Source organism: Escherichia sp. WS3227_2 (genome assembly GCF_046486495.1).
Lineage (GTDB): Bacteria > Pseudomonadota > Gammaproteobacteria > Enterobacterales > Enterobacteriaceae > Escherichia > Escherichia coli.
Genome location: NZ_JBJQLG010000013.1, coordinates 20,027 through 40,358 on the forward strand (window position 1 = coordinate 20,027; position 20,332 = coordinate 40,358).

Below are 20,332 nucleotides of genomic sequence, written 5' to 3' on the forward strand. Positions count from 1 at the left end.
GTTGTTCATGCAACACAAGTGAACCTGCTGGAAAGGCCGCGAACCAAACCAGCAACAAAAAACCGCCTGATTTTGGCGGTTTTTTGTTGTTTAAAGAAAGTGAAATTACACGTTTAAGTAATATCTTTTACCAGTTAGTATATTTTAATATTAAGCGGGATTTGTTTATATTTGTCTGAATTCGGACTGATAAGCCAAATGAATTCAAAATCTATCCTTTTTTATCTACTTGACATCGTTGATGCATAAAGCGAGTATTGAGTAGACGAGATACACTTGCAGTAATACAACCTGCTGGAAAGGCCGCGAACCAGACCAGCAAATAAATATCCTCCGGCATAGCCGGAGGTTTTTCAAATGCGCCTGTAAGGCTCTGTTACCAGCCGCGCCCTAACAGGCGCATACGATCTGACATTTGCATTCAACTTCGTTACTTACGGCCCGTAAACGGGCTGCCCGGATATGGAATCGATAACTGCTCCCCCATTTTATCCTCTTCAAGCTGGTGCTTTATGTAGTCCTGTATCTTCGCCGTGTTCTTACCCACCGTATCGACATAGTACCCTCGGCACCAGAACTCCCTGTTTCTGTATTTGAATTTCAAATCCCCAAACTGCTCGTAAAGCATCAGACTGCTTTTCCCTTTCAGATATCCCATAACGCCGGATACGCTCATTTTGGGTGGGATTTCCACAAGCATATGGATATGATCTGCGCAGCACTCTGCTTCCAGAATCCGTACGCTTTTCCACTCACACAGCTTTCTCAAAATACTGCCTATCGCCCTACGCTTCTCTCCGTAAAACGCCAGTCTTCGGTATTTCGGCGCAAAAACTATGTGATATTTACAGTTCCAGCGGGTGTACGCTAAGCTCTTTTCGTCCCCCATTGGGACCCCCTTTTGATTTCTTGTTTGACACTTGCAGTTGCCAGACCGCAAGGTGTTTTAACAAATCAAAAGGGGTTTTAATAACTGGCTCAAAGCTGAAAGCTTTCCGGAACCCCCAGCCTAGCTGGGGGTTTTCTGTGCACAATAAAAAACCGCCAAATTCGGCGGTTTTTTATTGCCTGTAAAAAGCTTATTTCACTGGCTCAACCGGTAAATCTGCCCGTGCGCCCCATTCACTCCATGCGCCGTCGTACATTTTCACGTTTGGCACATCCAGCGTCGCGAGTGCCAACAAAACCACGGCTGCCGTTACACCAGAGCCGCAGCTGACGATAATCGGTTTGTCATAGCTGACGCCGCGACCAAAAAATATAGCATCCAGTTCATCGGTCGTTTTTAGTTCGCCTTCGCGCACCAGTTCCGTCCACGGAACGTTCAATGCACCGGGAATATGTCCGCGACGTAAACCTGGGCGAGGTTCATCAACTTCTGCGTTAAAACGTGCAGCCGGGCGGGCATCAATAATTTGCGCCGTATTTTCATGGCTTGCCAATAACACATCGGTGACTTTCACCACGGCTTCAGGATTAAACGTGGCGTTAAACTCTCCTTCCGGCAGCTCTACTGCACCTTCTTCTAACAGCAGATCATCGCGCTGCCAGCCTGCAAGTCCACCACCCAGAATCGACACTTTCTCTACACCAAAGGTGCGCAGCATCCACCATGCTCGTGGGGCTGAGAAAAGATTACCTTCGTCATAGACAATCAGGTGCTTGTCCTGGTTAACGCCTAATTCACGCATCGCCACGGCGAACGTTTCCGGGCGCGGCAGCATGTGCGGAAGCGGGGAAGTGTGATCAGAAAGCGCTTCTATATCAAAAAACACTGCGCCGGGAATATGTCCATTCAGATACTCCTGAGCAACGTTACGATCTTCCTGTCCAGGCGACGCCATGCGGGCATCGATAATCTGAATTTCCGGGTCATCAATATGTTCGGCGAGCCAGTCGGCTCCTACAAACCATGTCGTGGACATAGGCATCTCCATTTTTGCCGGGGTTAGGCTAAATTGTCGGATGTTTAGTGAAAAGCGACAAGCAAAAGAGGCTGATTTGGCTGTCTGAGCCACAATTCTCACTAAAATTCGGATTGTATGGGCGTGATACTGAATTACATAACGTAAATTCTCACGCATAATAATTATTCGACGTTGCTAACGGGCCATTGTGGCAGGGATGAAAAATGAAAAAGTTACGCGTAGCCGCCTGCATGCTAATGCTGGCGCTGGCAGGGTGCGACAACAACGATAACGCGCCAACAGCGGTGAAAAAAGATGCGCCTTCTGAAGTTACTAAAGCGGTCTCTTCAGAAAACGCGAGTTCAGCAAAACTCTCCGTGCCGGAGCGACAAAAACTGGCACAACAGAGTGCCGGTAAGGCGCTGACATTGCTGGATCTCTCTGAAGTTCAACTTGATGGCGCAGCCACGCTGGTGCTGACGTTCTCCATCCCTCTCGACCCGGATCAGGATTTCTCACGCGTTATCCATGTCGTCGATAAGAAAAGCGGCAAAGTGGATGGTGCCTGGGAGCTGTCAGATAATCTTAAAGAGTTGCGTTTACGCCACCTCGAACCGAAACGTGATTTGATCGTCACTATTGGCAAGGAGGTCAAAGCACTCAACAACGCAACCTTCAGTAAAGATTACGAAAAAACTATAACTACCCGCGATATCCAACCCAGCGTCGGTTTTGCCAGCCGTGGCTCGTTGTTACCTGGTAAAGTTATTGAAGGGCTGCCGGTAATGGCGCTCAATGTTAATAATGTCGATGTTAACTTCTTCCGTGTTAAGCCAGAATCTCTGCCAGCATTCATTAGCCAATGGGAATACCGCAATTCGCTGGCGAACTGGCAGTCTGACAAACTGCTGCAGATGGCGGATCTGGTCTACACCGGACGGTTTGATCTCAATCCTGCGCGTAACACCCGTGAAAAATTATTGCTGCCGTTGGGCGATATCAAACCGCTTCAGCAGGCAGGCGTGTACCTGGCTGTGATGAATCAGGCTGGACGTTACGATTACAGTAATCCCGCGACGCTGTTTACGTTAAGTGATATCGGCGTTTCAGCTCACCGTTATCACAATCGTCTGGATATCTTTACCCAAAGTCTGGAAAACGGCGCGGCCCAGCAAGGAATAGAAGTCTCTTTATTAAATGAGAAAGGGCAGACTCTGACTCAGGCAACCAGTGATGCTCAGGGGCATGTGCAGCTGGAAAATGATAAAAACGCGGCATTACTGCTGGCGCGTAAAGACGGTCAGACAACGCTACTCGATTTAAAACTTCCGGCGCTGGACTTAGCAGAATTTATCATTGCTGGCGCGCCAGGCTATAGCAAACAGTTTTTCATGTTTGGCCCGCGCGATCTTTATCGCCCTGGTGAAACAGTTATCCTCAATGGTTTATTGCGTGATGCAGATGGTAAAGCATTGCCCGATCAACCCATCAAGTTAGACGTGATTAAACCCGACGGGCAGGTACTCAGGAGCGTCGTTAGTCAGCCGGAGAATGGCCTCTACCACTTTACCTGGCCACTCGATAGCAATGCGGCAACCGGTATGTGGCATATTCGCGCTAACACGGGCGATAACCAGTACCGGATGTGGGATTTCCACGTCGAAGATTTTATGCCAGAGCGCATGGCGCTGAATCTGACTGGTGAGAAAACCCCGCTAACGCCGAAAGATGAAGTGAGATTTTCCGTGGTGGGGTACTACCTGTATGGTGCGCCTGCTAATGGTAATACTTTGCAAGGGCAACTTTTCCTGCGCCCACTGCGTGAAGCTGTGTCAGCCTTACCTGGTTTCGAATTCGGCGATATAGCTGCCGAAAATCTTTCCCGCACGCTGGATGAAGTTCAGTTGACGCTGGATGATAAAGGGCGTGGCGAAGTTTCTACAGAAAGCCAGTGGAAGGAAACGCATTCCCCATTACAGGTTATTTTCCAGGGTAGTTTGTTGGAATCGGGCGGTCGCCCGGTGACGCGCCGCGCTGAGCAGGCTATCTGGCCTGCCGATGCATTGCCGGGGATCCGTCCGCAGTTCGCCTCGAAATCGGTTTACGATTATCGCACTGACAGCACGGTGAAACAGCCCATTGTTGATGAAGGCAGTAACGCCGCTTTTGACATCGTTTATAGCGATGCGCAAGGCGTGAAAAAAGCCGTGTCGGGCTTGCAGGTGCGCCTGATTCGCGAACGCCGCGATTACTACTGGAACTGGTCAGAAGATGAAGGCTGGCAATCACAGTTTGATCAAAAAGATCTGATTGAAAATGAACAAACTCTGGATCTGAAAGCGGACGAAACCGGCAAGGTCAGTTTCCCGGTAGAGTGGGGCGCTTATCGTCTGGAAGTCAAAGCGCCGAATGAAGCGGTCAGTAGTGTGCGTTTCTGGGCTGGCTATAGCTGGCAGGACAACAGCGACGGGAGCGGCGCAGTGCGTCCGGACCGTGTCACGCTGAAACTGGATAAAGCCAGTTATCGCCCTGGCGACACCATTAAGTTGCATATCGCCGCGCCAACGGCGGGTAAAGGTTATGCGATGGTCGAGTCCAGTGAAGGGCCGCTGTGGTGGCAAGAGATTGATGTTCCGGCTCAAGGGCTGGATCTGACGATTCCGGTCGATAAAACCTGGAATCGTCATGATTTGTATTTAAGTACGCTGGTGGTACGTCCTGGCGATAAATCTCGCTCTGCGACGCCAAAACGCGCAGTTGGGGTGTTGCATCTGCCGCTTGGCGATGAAAACCGTCGTCTCGATCTGGCGCTGGAAACCCCCACCAAAATGCGCCCCAATCAGCCATTAACCGTGAAAATTAAAGCCAGCAATAAAAATGGTGAGATGCCAAAACAGGTGAATGTGCTGGTGTCTGCCGTTGATAGCGGTGTGCTGAATATTACTGATTACGTTACCCCCGATCCGTGGCAGGCGTTCTTTGGTCAGAAACGCTATGGTGCAGACATTTACGATATTTACGGTCAGGTCATTGAAGGTCAGGGGCGTCTGGCAGCTCTGCGTTTTGGTGGCGATGGTGATGAGCTGAAACGTGGTGGTAAACCGCCGGTCAATCACGTCAATATTGTCGCGCAGCAGGCGCTGCCGGTAACGCTCAACGAACAGGGCGAAGGCTCGGTTACACTGCCGATTGGCGATTTTAACGGTGAACTACGCGTCATGGCGCAAGCCTGGACGGCAGATGACTTCGGTAGCAACGAAAGCAAAGTGATAGTTGCCGCACCGGTGATTGCTGAACTGAACATGCCGCGCTTTATGGCGAGTGGCGATACCTCGCGTCTGACGCTGGATATCACTAATCTTACCGATAAACCGCAAAAACTGAACGTTGCCCTGACCGCCAGTGGTTTGCTTGAACTGGTCAGCGTTTCACCCGCAGCCGTTGAATTAGCGCCAGGTGTGCGTACTACGCTGTTTATCCCGGTGCGAGCATTGCCGGGTTATGGCGATGGAGAAATTCAGGCCACCATTAGCGGGTTAGCGTTACCGGGTGAAACCGTTGCCGATCAGCATAAGCAGTGGAAAATCGGCGTCCGTCCGGCGTTCCCGGCACAAACGGTTAATTACGGTACGGCGTTGCAGCCTGGTGAGACATGGGCGATTCCGGCGGATGGATTGCAAAACTTCTCGCCTGTTACACTGGAAGGGCAATTGTTGTTGAGCGGCAAACCACCGCTGAACATCGCACGTTATATCAAAGAGTTAAAAGCGTATCCGTACGGCTGTCTTGAGCAAACCGCCAGCGGCCTGTTCCCGTCACTTTATACCAACGCAGCCCAACTGCAGGCGTTGGGCATCAAAGGCGACAGTGATGAGAAGCGCCGTGCATCGGTCGATATCGGCATTTCCCGTTTGCTGCAAATGCAACGTGATAACGGCGGCTTTGCGCTGTGGGATAAAAACGGTGACGAAGAGTACTGGCTGACGGCTTACGTGATGGATTTCCTGGTCCGCGCAGGTGAGCAGGGTTACAGCGTGCCGACAGACGTCATTAACCGGGGAAATGAGCGTCTGCTGCGCTATTTACAAGATCCGGGCATGATGTCGATCCCGTACGCGGATAATCTCAAAGCCAGTAAATTCGCCGTACAGTCTTACGCTGCGCTGGTGCTGGCCCGTCAGCAAAAAGCACCACTGGGTGCGCTGCGTGAAATCTGGGAGCATCGTGCAGATGCTGCGTCTGGATTACCGCTGCTGCAACTTGGCGTTGCGCTGAAAACCATGGGGGATGCGACGCGTAGTGAAGAAGCGATTGCGCTGGCGCTGAAAACGCCGCGTAATGATGAGCGGAAATGGCTGGGTGATTACGGTAGCCCACTGCGCGACAACGCGTTAATGCTCTCCTTGCTGGAAGAAAATAAACTGCTACCCGATGAGCAAAACACTTTGCTGAACACGCTTTCGCAGCAGGCGTTTGGTGAACGCTGGCTATCGACGCAGGAAAGCAACGCGTTGTTCATGGCTGCCCGTACGATCCAGGATTTACCGGGTAAATGGCAGGCGCAAACCTCTTTCTCAGCTGAGCCGCTGACAGGCGAGAAAGCGCAAAACAGCAATCTGAATAGCGATCAACTTGCCACCTTGCAGGTGACCAACAGTGGCGATCAGCCGTTATGGCTGCGTGTGGATGCCAACGGTTATCCGCAATCCGCACCTTTACCGGCGAACAATGTGCTGCAAATCGAGCGTCATATTCTTGGTACTGATGGTAAGAGCAAATCGCTGGACTCGTTACGTAGCGGCGATCTGGTGCTGGTCTGGTTGCAGGTTAAAGCCAGTAACAGCGTGCCGGATGCGTTAGTCGTGGATCTGCTGCCTGCGGGTCTGGAACTGGAAAACCAGAATCTGGCGAACGGTAGCGCCAGCCTGGAGCAAAGTGGTGGCGAAGTGCAAAACTTACTGAACCAGATGCAGCAGGCGAGCATTAAGCACATTGAGTTCCGTGACGATCGCTTTGTGGCGGCGGTTGCCGTTGATGAATACCAACCGGTAACGCTGGTGTATCTGGCGCGGGCGGTGACGCCGGGAACGTATCAGGTACCGCAACCGATGGTGGAATCAATGTATGTTCCCCAATGGCGGGCGACCGGCGCGGCTGAAGATTTGCTGATTGTCAGACCGTAAATGCCTCGCCTGTTAACCAAACGCGGCTGCTGGATAACGCTGGCAGCCGCGCCCTTTCTCCTTTTTCTTGCAGCGTGGGGAGCAGATAAACTCTGGCCTCTACCGCTGCATGAAGTCAATCCCGCACGAGTGGTTGTGGCTCAGGATGGGACGCCGCTCTGGCGCTTCGCCGATGCTGACGGCATCTGGCGTTATCCGGTAACAATCGAAGATGTTTCTCCACGTTACCTTGAAGCGCTGATCAATTATGAAGATCGCTGGTTCTGGAAGCATCCGGGGGTGAATCCATTCTCGGTGGCGCGCGCAGCATGGCAAGATCTCACTTCGGGACGGGTTATTTCCGGTGGCAGCACGCTCACTATGCAGGTTGCTCGTCTGCTTGATCCTCACCCCAAAACATTTGGCGGCAAAATTCGCCAGCTCTGGCGCGCGTTGCAACTGGAATGGCATCTGCCTAAGCGTGAAATTCTGACCTTGTATCTTAACCGCGCTCCGTTTGGCGGTACGTTGCAGGGGATCGGTGCGGCAAGTTGGGCTTATCTCGGAAAGTCGCCTGCGAATTTAAGCTATTCCGAGGCGGCAATGCTGGCGGTTTTGCCGCAAGCACCCAGCCGACTACGCCCGGATCGTTGGCCGGAGCGTGCCGAAGCCGCGCGTAATAAAGTGCTCGAACGGATGGCCGTGCAAGGTGTGTGGTCCCGTGAGCAGGTAAAAGAGTCAAGGGAAGAACCCATCTGGCTGGCACCCCGACAAATGCCGCAACTGGCACCGCTGTTTTCGCGCATGATGCTCGGTAAAAGCAAAAGCGACAAAATCGTTACGACGCTGGATGCCGGTCTTCAACGACGTCTGGAAGAACTGGCGCAAAACTGGAAAGGACGATTACCACCGCGCAGCTCACTGGCGATGATCGTTGTTGATCATACCGATATGCGTGTTCGCGGCTGGGTGGGATCGGTTGATCTCAACGATGATTCACGCTTTGGTCATGTTGATATGGTCAATGCGATCCGATCGCCAGGATCGGTGCTCAAACCGTTTGTTTATGGTCTGGCGCTGGATGAAGGCTTGATCCACCCGGCATCGCTGTTGCAAGACGTACCCCGGCGCACCGGTGATTACCGACCTGGCAACTTTGACAGCGGTTTTCATGGCCCGATCAGCATGAGTGAGGCGCTGGTGCGCTCGCTGAACTTACCTGCTGTGCAGGTGCTGGAAGCCTATGGACCGAAACGGTTTGCGGCAAAGTTACGCAATGTTGGATTGCCGCTATATTTGCCCAACGGTGCTGCACCGAATCTTTCGCTCATTCTCGGCGGCGCTGGTGCAAAACTGGAAGATATGGCGGCAGCGTATACCGCGTTTGCTCGCCACGGCAAGGCAGGTAAATTGCGCTTACAGCCTGACGATCCGCTGCTTGAACGGCCTTTAATGTCGTCGGGGGCTGCGTGGATCATCCGCCGGATTATGGCTGATGAAGCGCAACCCTTGCCGGATAGTGCCTTGCCGCGCGTCGCCCCACTGGCATGGAAAACGGGCACCAGCTATGGCTATCGTGACGCCTGGGCGATTGGGGTTAACGCTCGCTATGTTATTGGGATCTGGACTGGCAGACCGGACGGCACGCCCGTTGTTGGTCAGTTTGGCTTTGCCAGCGCCGTACCATTGTTGAATCAGGTTAATAATATCTTACTGTCGCGCAGTGCGAATCTGCCGGAAGACCCACGTCCTGACTCTGTAAGTCGTGGTGTTATCTGCTGGCCGGGCGGACAGTCTTTGCCGGAAGGTGACGGTAACTGTCGCCGCCGCCTGGCAACCTGGCTGCTGGACGGGAGCCAGCCGCCAACTCTATTACTGCCGGAGCAGGAAGGCATTAATGGCATTCGTTTCCCCATCTGGCTGGATGAAAATGGCAAACGTGTTGCCGCTGATTGCCCGCAAGCGCGACAAGAAATGATAAATGTCTGGCCGCTACCGCTGGAACCCTGGTTGCCCGCATCAGAACGCCGCGCTGTGCGCTTACCACCGGCCTCGACAATTTGCCCGCCATACGGTCACGATGCACAACTCCCACTGCAGCTGACAGGTGTTCGCGATGGCGCGATTATTAAACGTTTACCGGGCGCAGCGGAAGCGACTTTGCCGTTGCAATCAAGTGGAGGGGCAGGTGAACGCTGGTGGTTTCTGAATGGCGAACCGTTAACTGAACGCGGGCGCAACGTGACCCTGCATTTGATGGATAAAGGCGATTATCAATTGCTGGTGATGGATGAGGTGGGGCAAATCGCGACAGTGAAATTTGTCATGCAATAGTCTGTTTTGTCCCTGATTGTTGCTTAAACTAGGTTTATTTTAAAAAAATGTTACCTTCATCAATAGTCAACGGCCCTGTTGCTCATTATAATCCGCGCCATCTCGTACGCTGGTACAGACAACAACAGAACAATTTACAGAGGTAAAAATGGCTATTGAACGTACTTTTTCCATCATCAAACCGAACGCGGTAGCAAAAAACGTCATTGGTAATATCTTTGCGCGCTTTGAAGCTGCAGGGTTCAAAATTGTCGGCACCAAAATGCTGCACCTGACCGTTGAACAGGCTCGTGGCTTTTATGCTGAACACGATGGAAAACCGTTCTTTGATGGTCTGGTTGAATTCATGACCTCTGGCCCGATCGTGGTTTCCGTGCTGGAAGGTGAAAACGCCGTTCAGCGTCACCGCGATCTGCTGGGCGCGACCAATCCGGCAAATGCACTGGCCGGTACTCTGCGCGCTGATTACGCTGACAGCCTGACCGAAAACGGTACCCACGGTTCTGATTCCGTCGAATCTGCCGCTCGCGAAATCGCTTATTTCTTCGGCGAAGGCGAAGTGTGCCCGCGCACCCGTTAATAATTTCGTAAATGCCGCGTGCAAACGTGGCATCCATGCGCCAGAATTTGTACAATGCAGCGCCCCCGGACGAGCAGCCGCTCACCGGGGCGTTTCTTTTTTCAACCCTCCAGGGGCCATAACGTGTAATAACGAGGCCGGAATAGCATATGTCTGAACAATTAGTCACACCTGAAAACGTCACCACGAAAGATGGAAAAATCAACCTGCTGGATCTCAACCGTCAGCAGATGCGGGAGTTTTTTAAAGATTTAGGTGAAAAACCCTTCCGCGCCGATCAGGTGATGAAGTGGATGTATCACTATTGCTGCGACAACTTTGATGAGATGACCGACATCAATAAAGTGTTGCGCGGCAAACTGAAAGAGGTGGCGGAAATCCGTGCACCGGAAGTGGTTGAAGAACAGCGTTCATCTGACGGCACCATTAAATGGGCGATCGCCGTTGGCGATCAGCGCGTTGAAACGGTGTATATCCCGGAAGACGACCGTGCCACGCTCTGCGTCTCTTCGCAGGTAGGGTGTGCGCTGGAGTGTAAATTCTGTTCCACCGCCCAGCAGGGCTTTAACCGCAACCTGCGGGTATCGGAAATTATCGGCCAGGTGTGGCGTGCGGCGAAAATTGTCGGCGCAGCAAAAGTCACCGGTCAGCGCCCAATCACTAACGTAGTGATGATGGGCATGGGCGAGCCGCTGCTCAACCTGAACAACGTCGTTCCGGCGATGGAAATCATGTTGGATGACTTTGGCTTTGGTCTGTCTAAACGTCGCGTGACGCTTTCCACTTCCGGTGTAGTTCCGGCGCTGGATAAACTGGGCGATATGATCGACGTTGCACTGGCAATTTCCCTGCACGCGCCGAACGATGAAATTCGTGACGAAATTGTGCCGATCAACAAAAAGTACAATATCGAAACGTTCCTTGCTGCGGTGCGCCGTTATCTGGAGAAATCCAACGCCAATCAGGGCCGAGTCACTATTGAATACGTGATGCTTGACCACGTTAACGACGGCACTGAACACGCGCACCAACTGGCGGAGCTACTGAAAGATACGCCGTGTAAGATCAACCTGATCCCGTGGAACCCGTTCCCTGGCGCGCCGTATGGACGCAGTTCGAACAGCCGTATCGACCGTTTCTCAAAAGTGCTGATGAGCTACGGTTTCACCACTATTGTGCGTAAAACTCGTGGTGATGATATCGATGCTGCCTGTGGACAGTTGGCGGGCGATGTTATCGACCGTACGAAACGTACTCTGCGTAAACGGATGCAGGGTGAAGCCATCGACATTAAAGCGGTCTGATAGCCATTACGCCACGGTTACTTTATGTACCGTGGCGTAATCTTTTATGAATGAAGTATTAAGTTGCAATTGTCTGGTCAATATTAACGGTGCGTTTTTGCTGACTTTAAGGCAGTATGTAACGATGCAACAGTAAGTTAGCCTTAGTGAATGTGGGCTTTGTCACGAGCACACAGACGGTCTTATACTGTATGATAACGGTTAACTTAACGGATGTTTCGCGGTGTGGGTGAGCATGATGGTTCACCGGCATCTCAATTCTCATTTAAACGTACCTGCAGCGAATGAATACTGAAGCCACGCACGACCAAAATGAAGCACTTACTACCGGCGCTCGCCTGCGTAATGCTCGCGAACAACTAGGACTTAGTCAGCAGGCCGTTGCCGAGCGACTTTGCCTGAAGGTTTCCACGGTACGCGACATTGAAGAAGATAAGGCCCCCGCCGATCTTGCTTCAACATTCCTGCGCGGATATATCCGCTCTTATGCGCGTCTGGTACATATTCCAGAAGAAGAACTGCTGCCAGGGCTGGAAAAGCAGGCTCCACTACGGGCTGCAAAAGTTGCGCCGATGCAGAGTTTTTCCCTCGGTAAACGCCGCAAAAAACGCGACGGCTGGCTGATGACCTTCACCTGGCTGGTGTTGTTTGTTGTCATTGGCCTGAGCGGTGCCTGGTGGTGGCAAGACCACAAGGCTCAGCAGGAAGAGATCACCACTATGGCCGATCAATCTTCGGCGGAACTAAGCAGTAATAGTGAGCAGGGGCAGAGTGTTCCGTTAAATACGTCGACAACTACAGACCCGGCTACAACGTCCACGCCGCCAGCGTCTGTGGATACTACCGCAACCAACACGCAAACACCTGCCGTAACTGCGCCAGCACCAGCTGTTGATCCGCAACAGAATGCGGTTGTTTCGCCTTCGCAGGCAAATGTGGATACCGCCGCGACCCCGGCACCAACGGCAACAACAACGCCAGATGGCGCTGCGCCGTTGCCAACCGATCAGGCAGGCGTGACTACGCCGGCGGCTGATCCGAATGCGCTGGTGATGAACTTTACTGCCGATTGCTGGCTGGAGGTCACTGATGCTACCGGTAAAAAATTGTTTAGCGGTATGCAACGTAAAGACGGTAATTTGAACTTAACCGGCCAGGCACCGTACAAACTGAAAATTGGTGCGCCAGCCGCAGTACAGATCCAGTATCAAGGGAAACCTGTCGATCTGAGTCGTTTTATCAGAACTAACCAGGTTGCGCGTCTGACCCTCAATGCCGAACAATCACCGGCGCAGTAACAGACGGGTAACGCGGGAGATTTTTCATGCATAACCAGGCTCCAATTCAACGTAGAAAATCAACACGTATTTACGTTGGGAATGTGCCGATTGGCGATGGTGCTCCCATCGCCGTACAGTCCATGACCAATACGCGCACGACAGATGTCGAAGCAACGGTCAATCAAATCAAGGCGCTGGAACGCGTTGGCGCTGATATCGTTCGTGTCTCAGTACCGACGATGGACGCGGCAGAAGCGTTCAAACTCATCAAACAGCAGGTTAACGTGCCGCTGGTGGCTGACATCCATTTCGACTATCGCATTGCGCTGAAAGTAGCGGAATACGGCGTCGATTGTCTGCGTATTAACCCTGGCAATATCGGTAATGAAGAGCGTATTCGCATGGTGGTTGACTGTGCGCGCGATAAAAACATTCCGATCCGTATTGGCGTTAACGCCGGATCGCTGGAAAAAGATCTGCAAGAAAAGTATGGCGAACCGACGCCGCAGGCGTTGCTGGAATCCGCCATGCGTCATGTTGATCATCTCGATCGCCTGAACTTCGATCAGTTCAAAGTCAGCGTGAAAGCGTCAGACGTATTCCTCGCTGTTGAGTCTTATCGTTTGCTGGCAAAACAGATCGATCAGCCGCTGCATCTGGGGATCACCGAAGCGGGTGGTGCGCGCAGCGGGGCGGTTAAATCCTCCATTGGTTTAGGTCTGCTGCTGTCTGAAGGCATCGGCGACACGCTGCGCGTATCGCTGGCGGCTGATCCGGTCGAAGAGATCAAAGTCGGTTTCGATATTTTGAAATCGCTGCGTATCCGTTCGCGCGGGATCAACTTCATCGCCTGTCCAACCTGTTCGCGTCAGGAGTTTGATGTTATCGGTACGGTTAACGCGCTGGAGCAACGCCTGGAAGATATCATCACTCCGATGGACGTTTCGATTATCGGCTGTGTGGTGAATGGCCCAGGTGAGGCGCTGGTTTCTACACTCGGCGTCACCGGCGGTAACAAGAAAAGCGGCCTCTATGAAGATGGCGTGCGCAAAGACCGTCTGGACAACAACGATATGATCGACCAGCTGGAAGCGCGCATTCGTGCGAAAGCCAGTCAGCTGGACGAAGCGCGTCGAATTGACGTTCAGCAGGTTGAAAAATAATAACGTGATGGGAAGCGCCTCGCTTCCCGTGTATGATTGAACCCGCATGGCTCCCGAAACATTGAGGGAAGCGTTGAGGGTTCATTTTTATATTCAGAAAGAGAATAAACGTGGCAAAAAACATTCAAGCCATTCGCGGCATGAACGATTACCTGCCTGGCGAAACGGCCATCTGGCAGCGCATTGAAGGCACACTGAAAAACGTGCTCGGCAGCTACGGTTACAGTGAAATCCGCTTGCCGATTGTAGAGCAGACCCCGCTATTCAAACGTGCGATTGGTGAAGTCACCGACGTGGTTGAAAAAGAGATGTACACCTTTGAGGATCGCAATGGCGACAGCCTGACTCTGCGCCCTGAAGGGACGGCGGGCTGTGTACGCGCCGGCATCGAGCATGGTCTTCTGTACAATCAGGAACAGCGTCTGTGGTATATCGGGCCGATGTTCCGTCACGAGCGTCCGCAGAAAGGGCGTTATCGTCAGTTCCATCAGTTGGGCTGCGAAGTTTTCGGTCTGCAAGGTCCGGATATCGACGCTGAACTGATTATGCTCACCGCCCGCTGGTGGCGCGCGCTGGGTATCTCCGAGCACGTAACTCTTGAGCTGAACTCTATCGGTTCGCTGGAAGCACGAGCCAATTACCGCGATGCGCTGGTGGCATTCCTTGAGCAGCATAAAGAAAAGCTGGACGAAGACTGCAAACGCCGCATGTACACTAACCCGCTGCGCGTGCTGGATTCAAAAAATCCGGAAGTGCAGGCGCTTCTCAACGACGCTCCGGCATTAGGCGATTATCTGGACGAGGAATCTCGTGAGCATTTTGCCGGTCTGTGCAAACTGCTGGAGAGCGCGGGGATCGCTTACACCGTAAACCAGCGTCTGGTGCGTGGTCTGGATTACTATAACCGTACCGTTTTCGAGTGGGTGACTAACAGTCTCGGCTCCCAGGGCACCGTGTGTGCAGGCGGTCGTTATGACGGTCTGGTGGAACAACTGGGCGGTCGTGCAACACCGGCTGTCGGTTTTGCGATGGGCCTCGAACGTCTTGTATTGTTAGTACAGGCCGTTAATCCGGAATTTAAAGCCGATCCTGTTGTCGATATATACCTGGTGGCTTCAGGTGCTGATACACAATCTGCGGCTATGGCATTAGCTGAGCGTCTGCGTGATGAATTACCGGGCGTGAAATTGATGACCAACCACGGCGGCGGCAACTTTAAGAAACAGTTTGCCCGTGCTGATAAATGGGGTGCCCGCGTTGCTGTGGTGCTGGGTGAGTCTGAAGTGGCTAACGGCACAGCAGTAGTGAAGGATTTGCGCTCTGGTGAGCAAACAGCAGTTGCGCAGGATAGCGTAGCCGCGCATTTGCGCACGTTACTGGGTTAAGGAAGGAGAAGGACAGCGTGGAAATTTACGAGAACGAAAACGACCAGGTAGAAGCGGTTAAACGCTTTTTTGCTGAAAATGGCAAAGCACTGGCTGTTGGGGTGATTTTGGGCGTTGGCGCACTAATTGGCTGGCGCTACTGGAACAGCCATCAGGTTGATTCTGCACGCTCCGCTTCTCTTGCCTATCAAAATGCGGTTACCGCAGTGAGCGAAGGCAAACCGGATAGCATCCCGGCGGCGGAAAAATTTGCTGCTGAAAATAAAAATACTTATGGTGCGCTGGCTTCTTTGGAACTTGCGCAGCAATTTGTTGACAAAAATGAACTAGAGAAAGCTGCCGCCCAGTTACAACAGGGGCTGGCAGACACGAGCGATGAAAATCTCAAAGCCGTGATAAATCTGCGTCTTGCTCGCGTTCAGGTTCAGCTCAAGCAGGCTGATGCCGCGCTGAAAACCCTTGATACCATCAAAGGTGAAGGGTGGGCTGCCATTGTTGCCGACCTGCGTGGTGAAGCATTGCTGAGCAAAGGTGATAAGCAAGGTGCGCGTAGTGCATGGGAAGCAGGCGTGAAAAGCGATGTTACCCCGGCACTGAGCGAAATGATGCAGATGAAAATTAATAATTTGTCCATCTGAGAGGGACCCGATGCAATTGCGTAAATTACTGCTGCCAGGACTGCTTTCCGTTACCCTTTTAAGCGGCTGTTCGCTGTTTAACAGCGAAGAAGATGTGGTAAAGATGTCCCCATTGCCGACCGTTGAAAACCAGTTTACGCCGACCACGGCGTGGAGTACTTCCGTTGGTAGCGGCATTGGCAACTTCTATTCCAATCTTCATCCGGCACTGGCGGACAACGTTGTCTATGCAGCGGACCGCGCTGGTTTAGTAAAAGCGCTGAATGCGGATGATGGCAAAGAAATCTGGTCTGTCAGCCTGGCCGAGAAAGATGGCTGGTTCTCTAAAGAGCCTGCATTACTTTCTGGCGGCGTGACCGTGTCTGGCGGGCATGTCTACATTGGCAGTGAAAAGGCGCAGGTTTACGCGCTGAATACCAGCGATGGTACTGTGGCATGGCAAACTAAAGTCGCGGGTGAAGCTCTTTCTCGCCCGGTGGTCAGCGACGGTCTGGTGTTAATCCACACCAGTAACGGTCAGTTACAAGCGCTGAACGAAGCTGACGGCGCTGTCAAATGGACAGTTAACCTCGATATGCCTTCGCTCTCTTTGCGTGGCGAGTCTGCGCCGGCAACGGCTTTTGGTGCGGCTGTCGTGGGTGGCGATAATGGTCGCGTCAGCGCAGTGCTGATGGAACAGGGCCAGATGATTTGGCAGCAGCGTATTTCCCAGGCGACCGGTTCTACCGAAATTGACCGTCTGAGCGATGTTGACACGACTCCCGTCGTTGTTAACGGCGTTGTTTTCGCGCTGGCCTATAATGGTAACCTGACGGCGCTTGATCTGCGCAGTGGTCAGATTATGTGGAAACGCGAACTGGGTTCGGTGAATGATTTCATCGTCGACGGCAATCGCATCTATCTGGTCGATCAAAATGACCGGGTGATGGCGTTGACCATTGATGGCGGCGTTACGCTGTGGACACAAAGCGATCTGTTGCATCGCCTGCTGACTTCTCCGGTGCTGTATAATGGCAACCTGGTGGTAGGTGACAGTGAAGGTTATCTGCACTGGATTAACGTCGAAGATGGTCGTTTCGTTGCCCAGCAAAAAGTTGATAGTTCCGGTTTCCAGACTGAACCGGTTGCCGCTGACGGCAAACTGCTGATCCAGGCAAAAGACGGAACCGTGTACTCTATTACACGTTAATCGTCTCTGTCGTTCACTTTGAAAACGGCTCCTGGACAGGGGCCGTTTTCCTGTTTTTAACAACGACACGAATATAGCGTGCGTTGTCTGATGATTTATAAAAATGAGGCTTTAAACATGGTACCTGTGGTCGCGCTTGTCGGGCGCCCTAACGTAGGAAAATCCACGTTATTTAACCGTCTAACTCGCACCCGAGATGCGCTGGTTGCGGATTTCCCGGGTCTGACTCGTGACCGTAAGTACGGTCGTGCAGAAATTGAAGGCCGTGAGTTTATCTGCATTGATACCGGCGGGATTGATGGCACAGAAGACGGTGTAGAAACCCGCATGGCGGAACAGTCGCTGCTGGCGATTGAAGAAGCGGACGTCGTACTGTTTATGGTGGATGCGCGCGCGGGCCTGATGCCGGCGGATGAAGCGATTGCTAAACATCTGCGCTCCCGTGAAAAACCGACCTTCCTGGTGGCAAACAAAACTGACGGTCTGGATCCCGATCAGGCAGTGGTTGATTTCTACTCGCTTGGTTTAGGGGAAATCTACCCGATCGCCGCGTCTCACGGTCGTGGCGTATTAAGTCTGCTGGAGCACGTGCTGCTGCCGTGGATGGAAGATCTCGCACCGCAAGAAGAAGTCGACGAAGATGCTGAATACTGGGCGCAATTTGAAGCAGAAGAAAACGGCGAAGAAGAAGAGGAAGATGACTTCGACCCGCAAAGTCTGCCGATCAAACTGGCGATTGTGGGTCGTCCGAACGTAGGTAAGTCTACACTCACTAACCGTATTCTTGGTGAAGAGCGCGTTGTTGTTTACGACATGCCTGGCACGACGCGTGACAGTATCTACATTCCAATGGAGCGCGATGGACGTGAGTATGTGCTCATTGACACCGCAGGCGTACGTAAACGCGGCAAAATCACCGATGCTGTAGAGAAATTCTCGGTAATCAAAACGTTGCAGGCCATTGAAGATGCCAACGTGGTGATGTTGGTGATTGATGCGCGCGAAGGTATTTCCGATCAGGATCTCTCCCTGCTGGGCTTTATTCTCAATAGTGGGCGCTCACTTGTCATTGTGGTGAATAAGTGGGATGGCCTGAGCCAGGAAGTGAAAGAGCAGGTGAAAGAAACGCTGGACTTCCGTCTGGGCTTTATCGATTTTGCTCGTGTGCATTTTATCTCAGCCTTGCACGGCAGTGGTGTTGGTAACCTGTTTGAATCAGTACGTGAAGCGTATGACAGCTCCACCCGTCGTGTGGGGACCTCTATGCTGACGCGCATCATGACGATGGCTGTTGAAGATCACCAACCGCCGCTGGTACGCGGTCGTCGTGTGAAGCTGAAATATGCCCACGCCGGTGGTTATAACCCGCCGATTGTGGTGATTCACGGTAACCAGGTGAAAGACCTGCCTGATTCCTACAAGCGTTACCTGATGAACTACTTCCGCAAATCGCTGGACGTAATGGGATCGCCGATTCGTATTCAGTTCAAAGAAGGGGAAAACCCGTATGCGAACAAGCGTAATACCCTGACGCCAACCCAGATGCGCAAGCGTAAGCGCCTGATGAAGCATATCAAGAAAAATAAATAATTATCCGTAAGTATTTTATCTGCCATTCCCTCTATAAATGTAGAGGGAATGGCTACCGGAGGAATTCATATGGAACTGCATTGTCCACAATGTCAGCATGTGCTTGATCAGGATAACGGCCATGCGCGTTGCCCATCCTGCGGGGAATTTATTGAAATGAAAGCCCTTTGTCCAGACTGCCATCAACCGTTGCAGGTGTTAAAAGCCTGCGGTGCAGTAGATTACTTCTGTCAGCACGGGCATGGCTTGATATCGAAAAAACGCGTTGAATTCGTGCTGGCTTAATGAACCTTTTTACGCGATTTTTTTACCGGCTGGATGTTTTTTACTTCACTTTCTATCCAGCCGTCTTCCAGACGTGTGGTTAGCATTTCACCCGCTTTAACTTGCTTCACTTTTTTCAGTACATTGCCGTCAGTAGCAGTAGTAACGCTATAACCACGCGCCAGCGTCGAAAGCGGGCTAACTGCTTCCAGGTGCGTTACTGCATTACCAAACCGTTCTCGCGTTGCGCTCAGTTGCGCGCGCAACGTTTCTGCCAGGCGATATTCCAGTTGTTGAATTCGCGTCTGTGCGCGGTGAATACGCGGCTGCGGATTTTGCTGGTTTAGCCTCTGTGTTAATCGCTGCTGCTGTTGCCCGGCACGCTTAAGCTGATTTTCCAGCGCAAAGCTCATCCGTTTTTGCAGGCGTTCAAGCATGGTTTGCTGGCGTGCCAGCCGGAGCTGTGGATGCTGTTGCTGCAAGCGATGATGGATCTGCGTAAAACGACGCGTGCGGTTGGCGAGATAATAATCCATCGCCATCTCCAGCCGTTGACGGGCCGATTGCACCTGGCGCAGTAACTCTTGCTGATTGCGGCTCACTACTTCAGCGGCGGCCGAGGGCGTTGGCGCACGCAAATCAGCGACAAAATCGGCAATCGTCACATCGGTTTCATGCCCGACGGCACTCACTACCGGAATGCGGCTGGCAAAAATCGCCCGCGCTACGCGTTCGTCGTTAAAACTCCATAAATCTTCCAGCGAACCGCCGCCGCGCCCGACGATTAACACGTCGCACTCGTTTCGCTGATTCGCCAGCTCAATGGCGCGAACAATTTGCCCCGGCGCGTCATCGCCCTGAACGGCGGTGGGGTAGATGATCACCGGCAGAGAAGGATCGCGACGTTTTAACACATGCAAAATATCATGTAGCGCAGCACCGGTTTTTGAAGTGATCACACCGACGCAATGCGCAGGGGAAGGAAGTGGTTTTTTGTATTGCTGATCGAACAGACCTTCAGCCTGTAATTTCGCTTTAAGCTGTTCGTACTTTTGTTGCAGCAACCCTTCACCGGCAGGCTGCATACTTTCGACGATTATTTGGTAGTCACCGCGCGGCTCGTAGAGCGTAATATTGGCGCGAACTAAAACCTGTTGCCCATGCTGTGGGCGAAAGGTCACCCGTCGATTGCTGTTACGGAACATCGCACAGCGCACCTGCGCGGTATCGTCTTTAAGCGTAAAGTACCAGTGACCGGAAGCCGGTTGTGTGAAATTAGAAATTTCGCCGCTGATCCAAACCTGTCCCATCTCATGCTCAAGCAGCAGACGAACCGTTTGATTCAGGCGACTAACGGTAAAAATTGCAGGGGATTGAGAAGGTAACATGTGAGCGAGATCAAATTCTAAATCAGCAGGTTATTCAGTCGATAGTAACCCGCCCTCCGGGGATAGCAAGCATTTTTTGCAAAAAGGGGTAGATGCAATCGGTTACGCTCTGTATAATGCCGCGGCAATATTTATTAACCACTCTGGT

General features: G+C 52.3%; 14 protein-coding genes. 11 read left to right on the forward strand and 3 right to left on the reverse strand.

The features are described 5' to 3' along the window. Positions 1 to 430 precede the first annotated feature (430 nt). Both tnpA and sseA read right to left on the reverse strand, forming a co-directional pair. Positions 431 to 889 carry an IS200/IS605 family transposase gene (tnpA, locus tag ACJHXB_RS17975; RefSeq protein WP_000502128.1) on the reverse strand — a complete coding sequence of 153 codons (459 nt, stop codon included), beginning with the start codon at positions 887 to 889 and terminating at the stop codon, positions 431 to 433. A 190-nt stretch (positions 890 to 1,079) separates the two neighbouring features. Next, the gene (sseA, locus tag ACJHXB_RS17980) at positions 1,080 to 1,925 is read right to left on the reverse strand and encodes a 3-mercaptopyruvate sulfurtransferase (protein WP_000108641.1); all 846 of its coding nucleotides are present in this window, start codon (positions 1,923 to 1,925) and stop codon (positions 1,080 to 1,082) included. A 206-nt stretch (positions 1,926 to 2,131) separates the two neighbouring features. Between sseA and yfhM the strand changes: the two genes are divergently transcribed. The 11 genes from yfhM to ACJHXB_RS18035 all read left to right on the forward strand — a co-directional run bounded on the left by yfhM (position 2,132) and on the right by ACJHXB_RS18035 (position 18,817). Beyond that, on the forward strand, positions 2,132 to 7,090 hold the full coding sequence (yfhM, locus tag ACJHXB_RS17985; RefSeq protein WP_086200586.1) for an alpha2-macroglobulin: 4,959 nt from the start codon (positions 2,132 to 2,134) through the stop codon (positions 7,088 to 7,090). Then, positions 7,091 to 9,403, forward strand: a complete 2,313-nt coding sequence (pbpC, locus tag ACJHXB_RS17990; RefSeq protein ID WP_001137662.1) for a peptidoglycan glycosyltransferase PbpC — start codon at positions 7,091 to 7,093, stop codon at positions 9,401 to 9,403. Positions 9,404 to 9,551: 148 nt separating this feature from the next. Next, positions 9,552 to 9,983 carry a nucleoside-diphosphate kinase gene (gene ndk, locus ACJHXB_RS17995; protein ID WP_000963837.1) on the forward strand — a complete coding sequence of 144 codons (432 nt, stop codon included), beginning with the start codon at positions 9,552 to 9,554 and terminating at the stop codon, positions 9,981 to 9,983. Between the two features lie 149 nt (positions 9,984 to 10,132). After that, entirely contained in the window at positions 10,133 to 11,287 is a 1,155-nt protein-coding gene (locus ACJHXB_RS18000) for a bifunctional tRNA (adenosine(37)-C2)-methyltransferase TrmG/ribosomal RNA large subunit methyltransferase RlmN (protein ID WP_000003317.1), read from the forward strand. A gap of 284 nt (positions 11,288 to 11,571) precedes the next feature. Beyond that, a complete protein-coding gene (rodZ, locus tag ACJHXB_RS18005; protein WP_001090850.1) occupies positions 11,572 to 12,585 on the forward strand; it encodes a cytoskeleton protein RodZ in 1,014 nt (337 codons plus the stop codon). Positions 12,586 to 12,611: 26 nt separating this feature from the next. Then, positions 12,612 to 13,730 (forward strand): flavodoxin-dependent (E)-4-hydroxy-3-methylbut-2-enyl-diphosphate synthase, encoded by a 1,119-nt coding sequence (ispG, locus tag ACJHXB_RS18010; RefSeq protein WP_000551810.1) that lies wholly within the window; start codon positions 12,612 to 12,614, stop codon positions 13,728 to 13,730. Positions 13,731 to 13,840: 110 nt separating this feature from the next. After that, positions 13,841 to 15,115 (forward strand): histidine--tRNA ligase, encoded by a 1,275-nt coding sequence (gene hisS, locus ACJHXB_RS18015; protein WP_001107167.1) that lies wholly within the window; start codon positions 13,841 to 13,843, stop codon positions 15,113 to 15,115. A gap of 17 nt (positions 15,116 to 15,132) precedes the next feature. Then, a complete protein-coding gene (gene yfgM, locus ACJHXB_RS18020) occupies positions 15,133 to 15,753 on the forward strand; it encodes an ancillary SecYEG translocon subunit YfgM (RefSeq protein WP_000409205.1) in 621 nt (206 codons plus the stop codon). Between the two features lie 10 nt (positions 15,754 to 15,763). Further along, positions 15,764 to 16,942, forward strand: coding sequence for an outer membrane protein assembly factor BamB (bamB, locus tag ACJHXB_RS18025; protein WP_001177048.1), 1,179 nt, complete (start codon positions 15,764 to 15,766; stop codon positions 16,940 to 16,942). 117 nt (positions 16,943 to 17,059) lie between these two features. Further along, complete coding sequence (gene der, locus ACJHXB_RS18030; RefSeq protein ID WP_000249410.1) at positions 17,060 to 18,532, forward strand: ribosome biogenesis GTPase Der; 1,473 nt, start codon at positions 17,060 to 17,062, stop codon at positions 18,530 to 18,532. Positions 18,533 to 18,601: 69 nt separating this feature from the next. Then, entirely contained in the window at positions 18,602 to 18,817 is a 216-nt protein-coding gene (locus ACJHXB_RS18035) for a zinc ribbon domain-containing protein (protein ID WP_001295478.1), read from the forward strand. On the opposite strand, the gene xseA is transcribed toward ACJHXB_RS18035, so the two are convergent. Then, positions 18,814 to 20,184, reverse strand: coding sequence for an exodeoxyribonuclease VII large subunit (gene xseA / locus ACJHXB_RS18040; RefSeq protein WP_000937926.1), 1,371 nt, complete (start codon positions 20,182 to 20,184; stop codon positions 18,814 to 18,816). The two genes, ACJHXB_RS18035 and xseA, sit on opposite strands and share 4 nt — an antisense overlap. Between the last annotated feature and the right edge of the window lie 148 nt (positions 20,185 to 20,332).

Bases quoted from the DNA above. Each gene is read 5' to 3' on its own strand.
- pbpC (WP_001137662.1), top strand. From the start codon at position 7,091: ATGCCTCGCCTGTTAACCAAACGCGGCTGCTGGATAACGCTGGCAGCC.
- xseA (WP_000937926.1), bottom strand. From the start codon at position 20,184: ATGTTACCTTCTCAATCCCCTGCAATTTTTACCGTTAGTCGCCTGAAT.
- bamB (WP_001177048.1), top strand. From the start codon at position 15,764: ATGCAATTGCGTAAATTACTGCTGCCAGGACTGCTTTCCGTTACCCTT.
- yfhM (WP_086200586.1), top strand. From the start codon at position 2,132: ATGAAAAAGTTACGCGTAGCCGCCTGCATGCTAATGCTGGCGCTGGCA.
- ndk (WP_000963837.1), top strand. From the start codon at position 9,552: ATGGCTATTGAACGTACTTTTTCCATCATCAAACCGAACGCGGTAGCA.
- tnpA (WP_000502128.1), bottom strand. From the start codon at position 889: ATGGGGGACGAAAAGAGCTTAGCGTACACCCGCTGGAACTGTAAATAT.
- ACJHXB_RS18000 (WP_000003317.1), top strand. From the start codon at position 10,133: ATGTCTGAACAATTAGTCACACCTGAAAACGTCACCACGAAAGATGGA.
- ispG (WP_000551810.1), top strand. From the start codon at position 12,612: ATGCATAACCAGGCTCCAATTCAACGTAGAAAATCAACACGTATTTAC.
- ACJHXB_RS18035 (WP_001295478.1), top strand. From the start codon at position 18,602: ATGGAACTGCATTGTCCACAATGTCAGCATGTGCTTGATCAGGATAAC.
- rodZ (WP_001090850.1), top strand. From the start codon at position 11,572: ATGAATACTGAAGCCACGCACGACCAAAATGAAGCACTTACTACCGGC.
- der (WP_000249410.1), top strand. From the start codon at position 17,060: ATGGTACCTGTGGTCGCGCTTGTCGGGCGCCCTAACGTAGGAAAATCC.
- sseA (WP_000108641.1), bottom strand. From the start codon at position 1,925: ATGTCCACGACATGGTTTGTAGGAGCCGACTGGCTCGCCGAACATATT.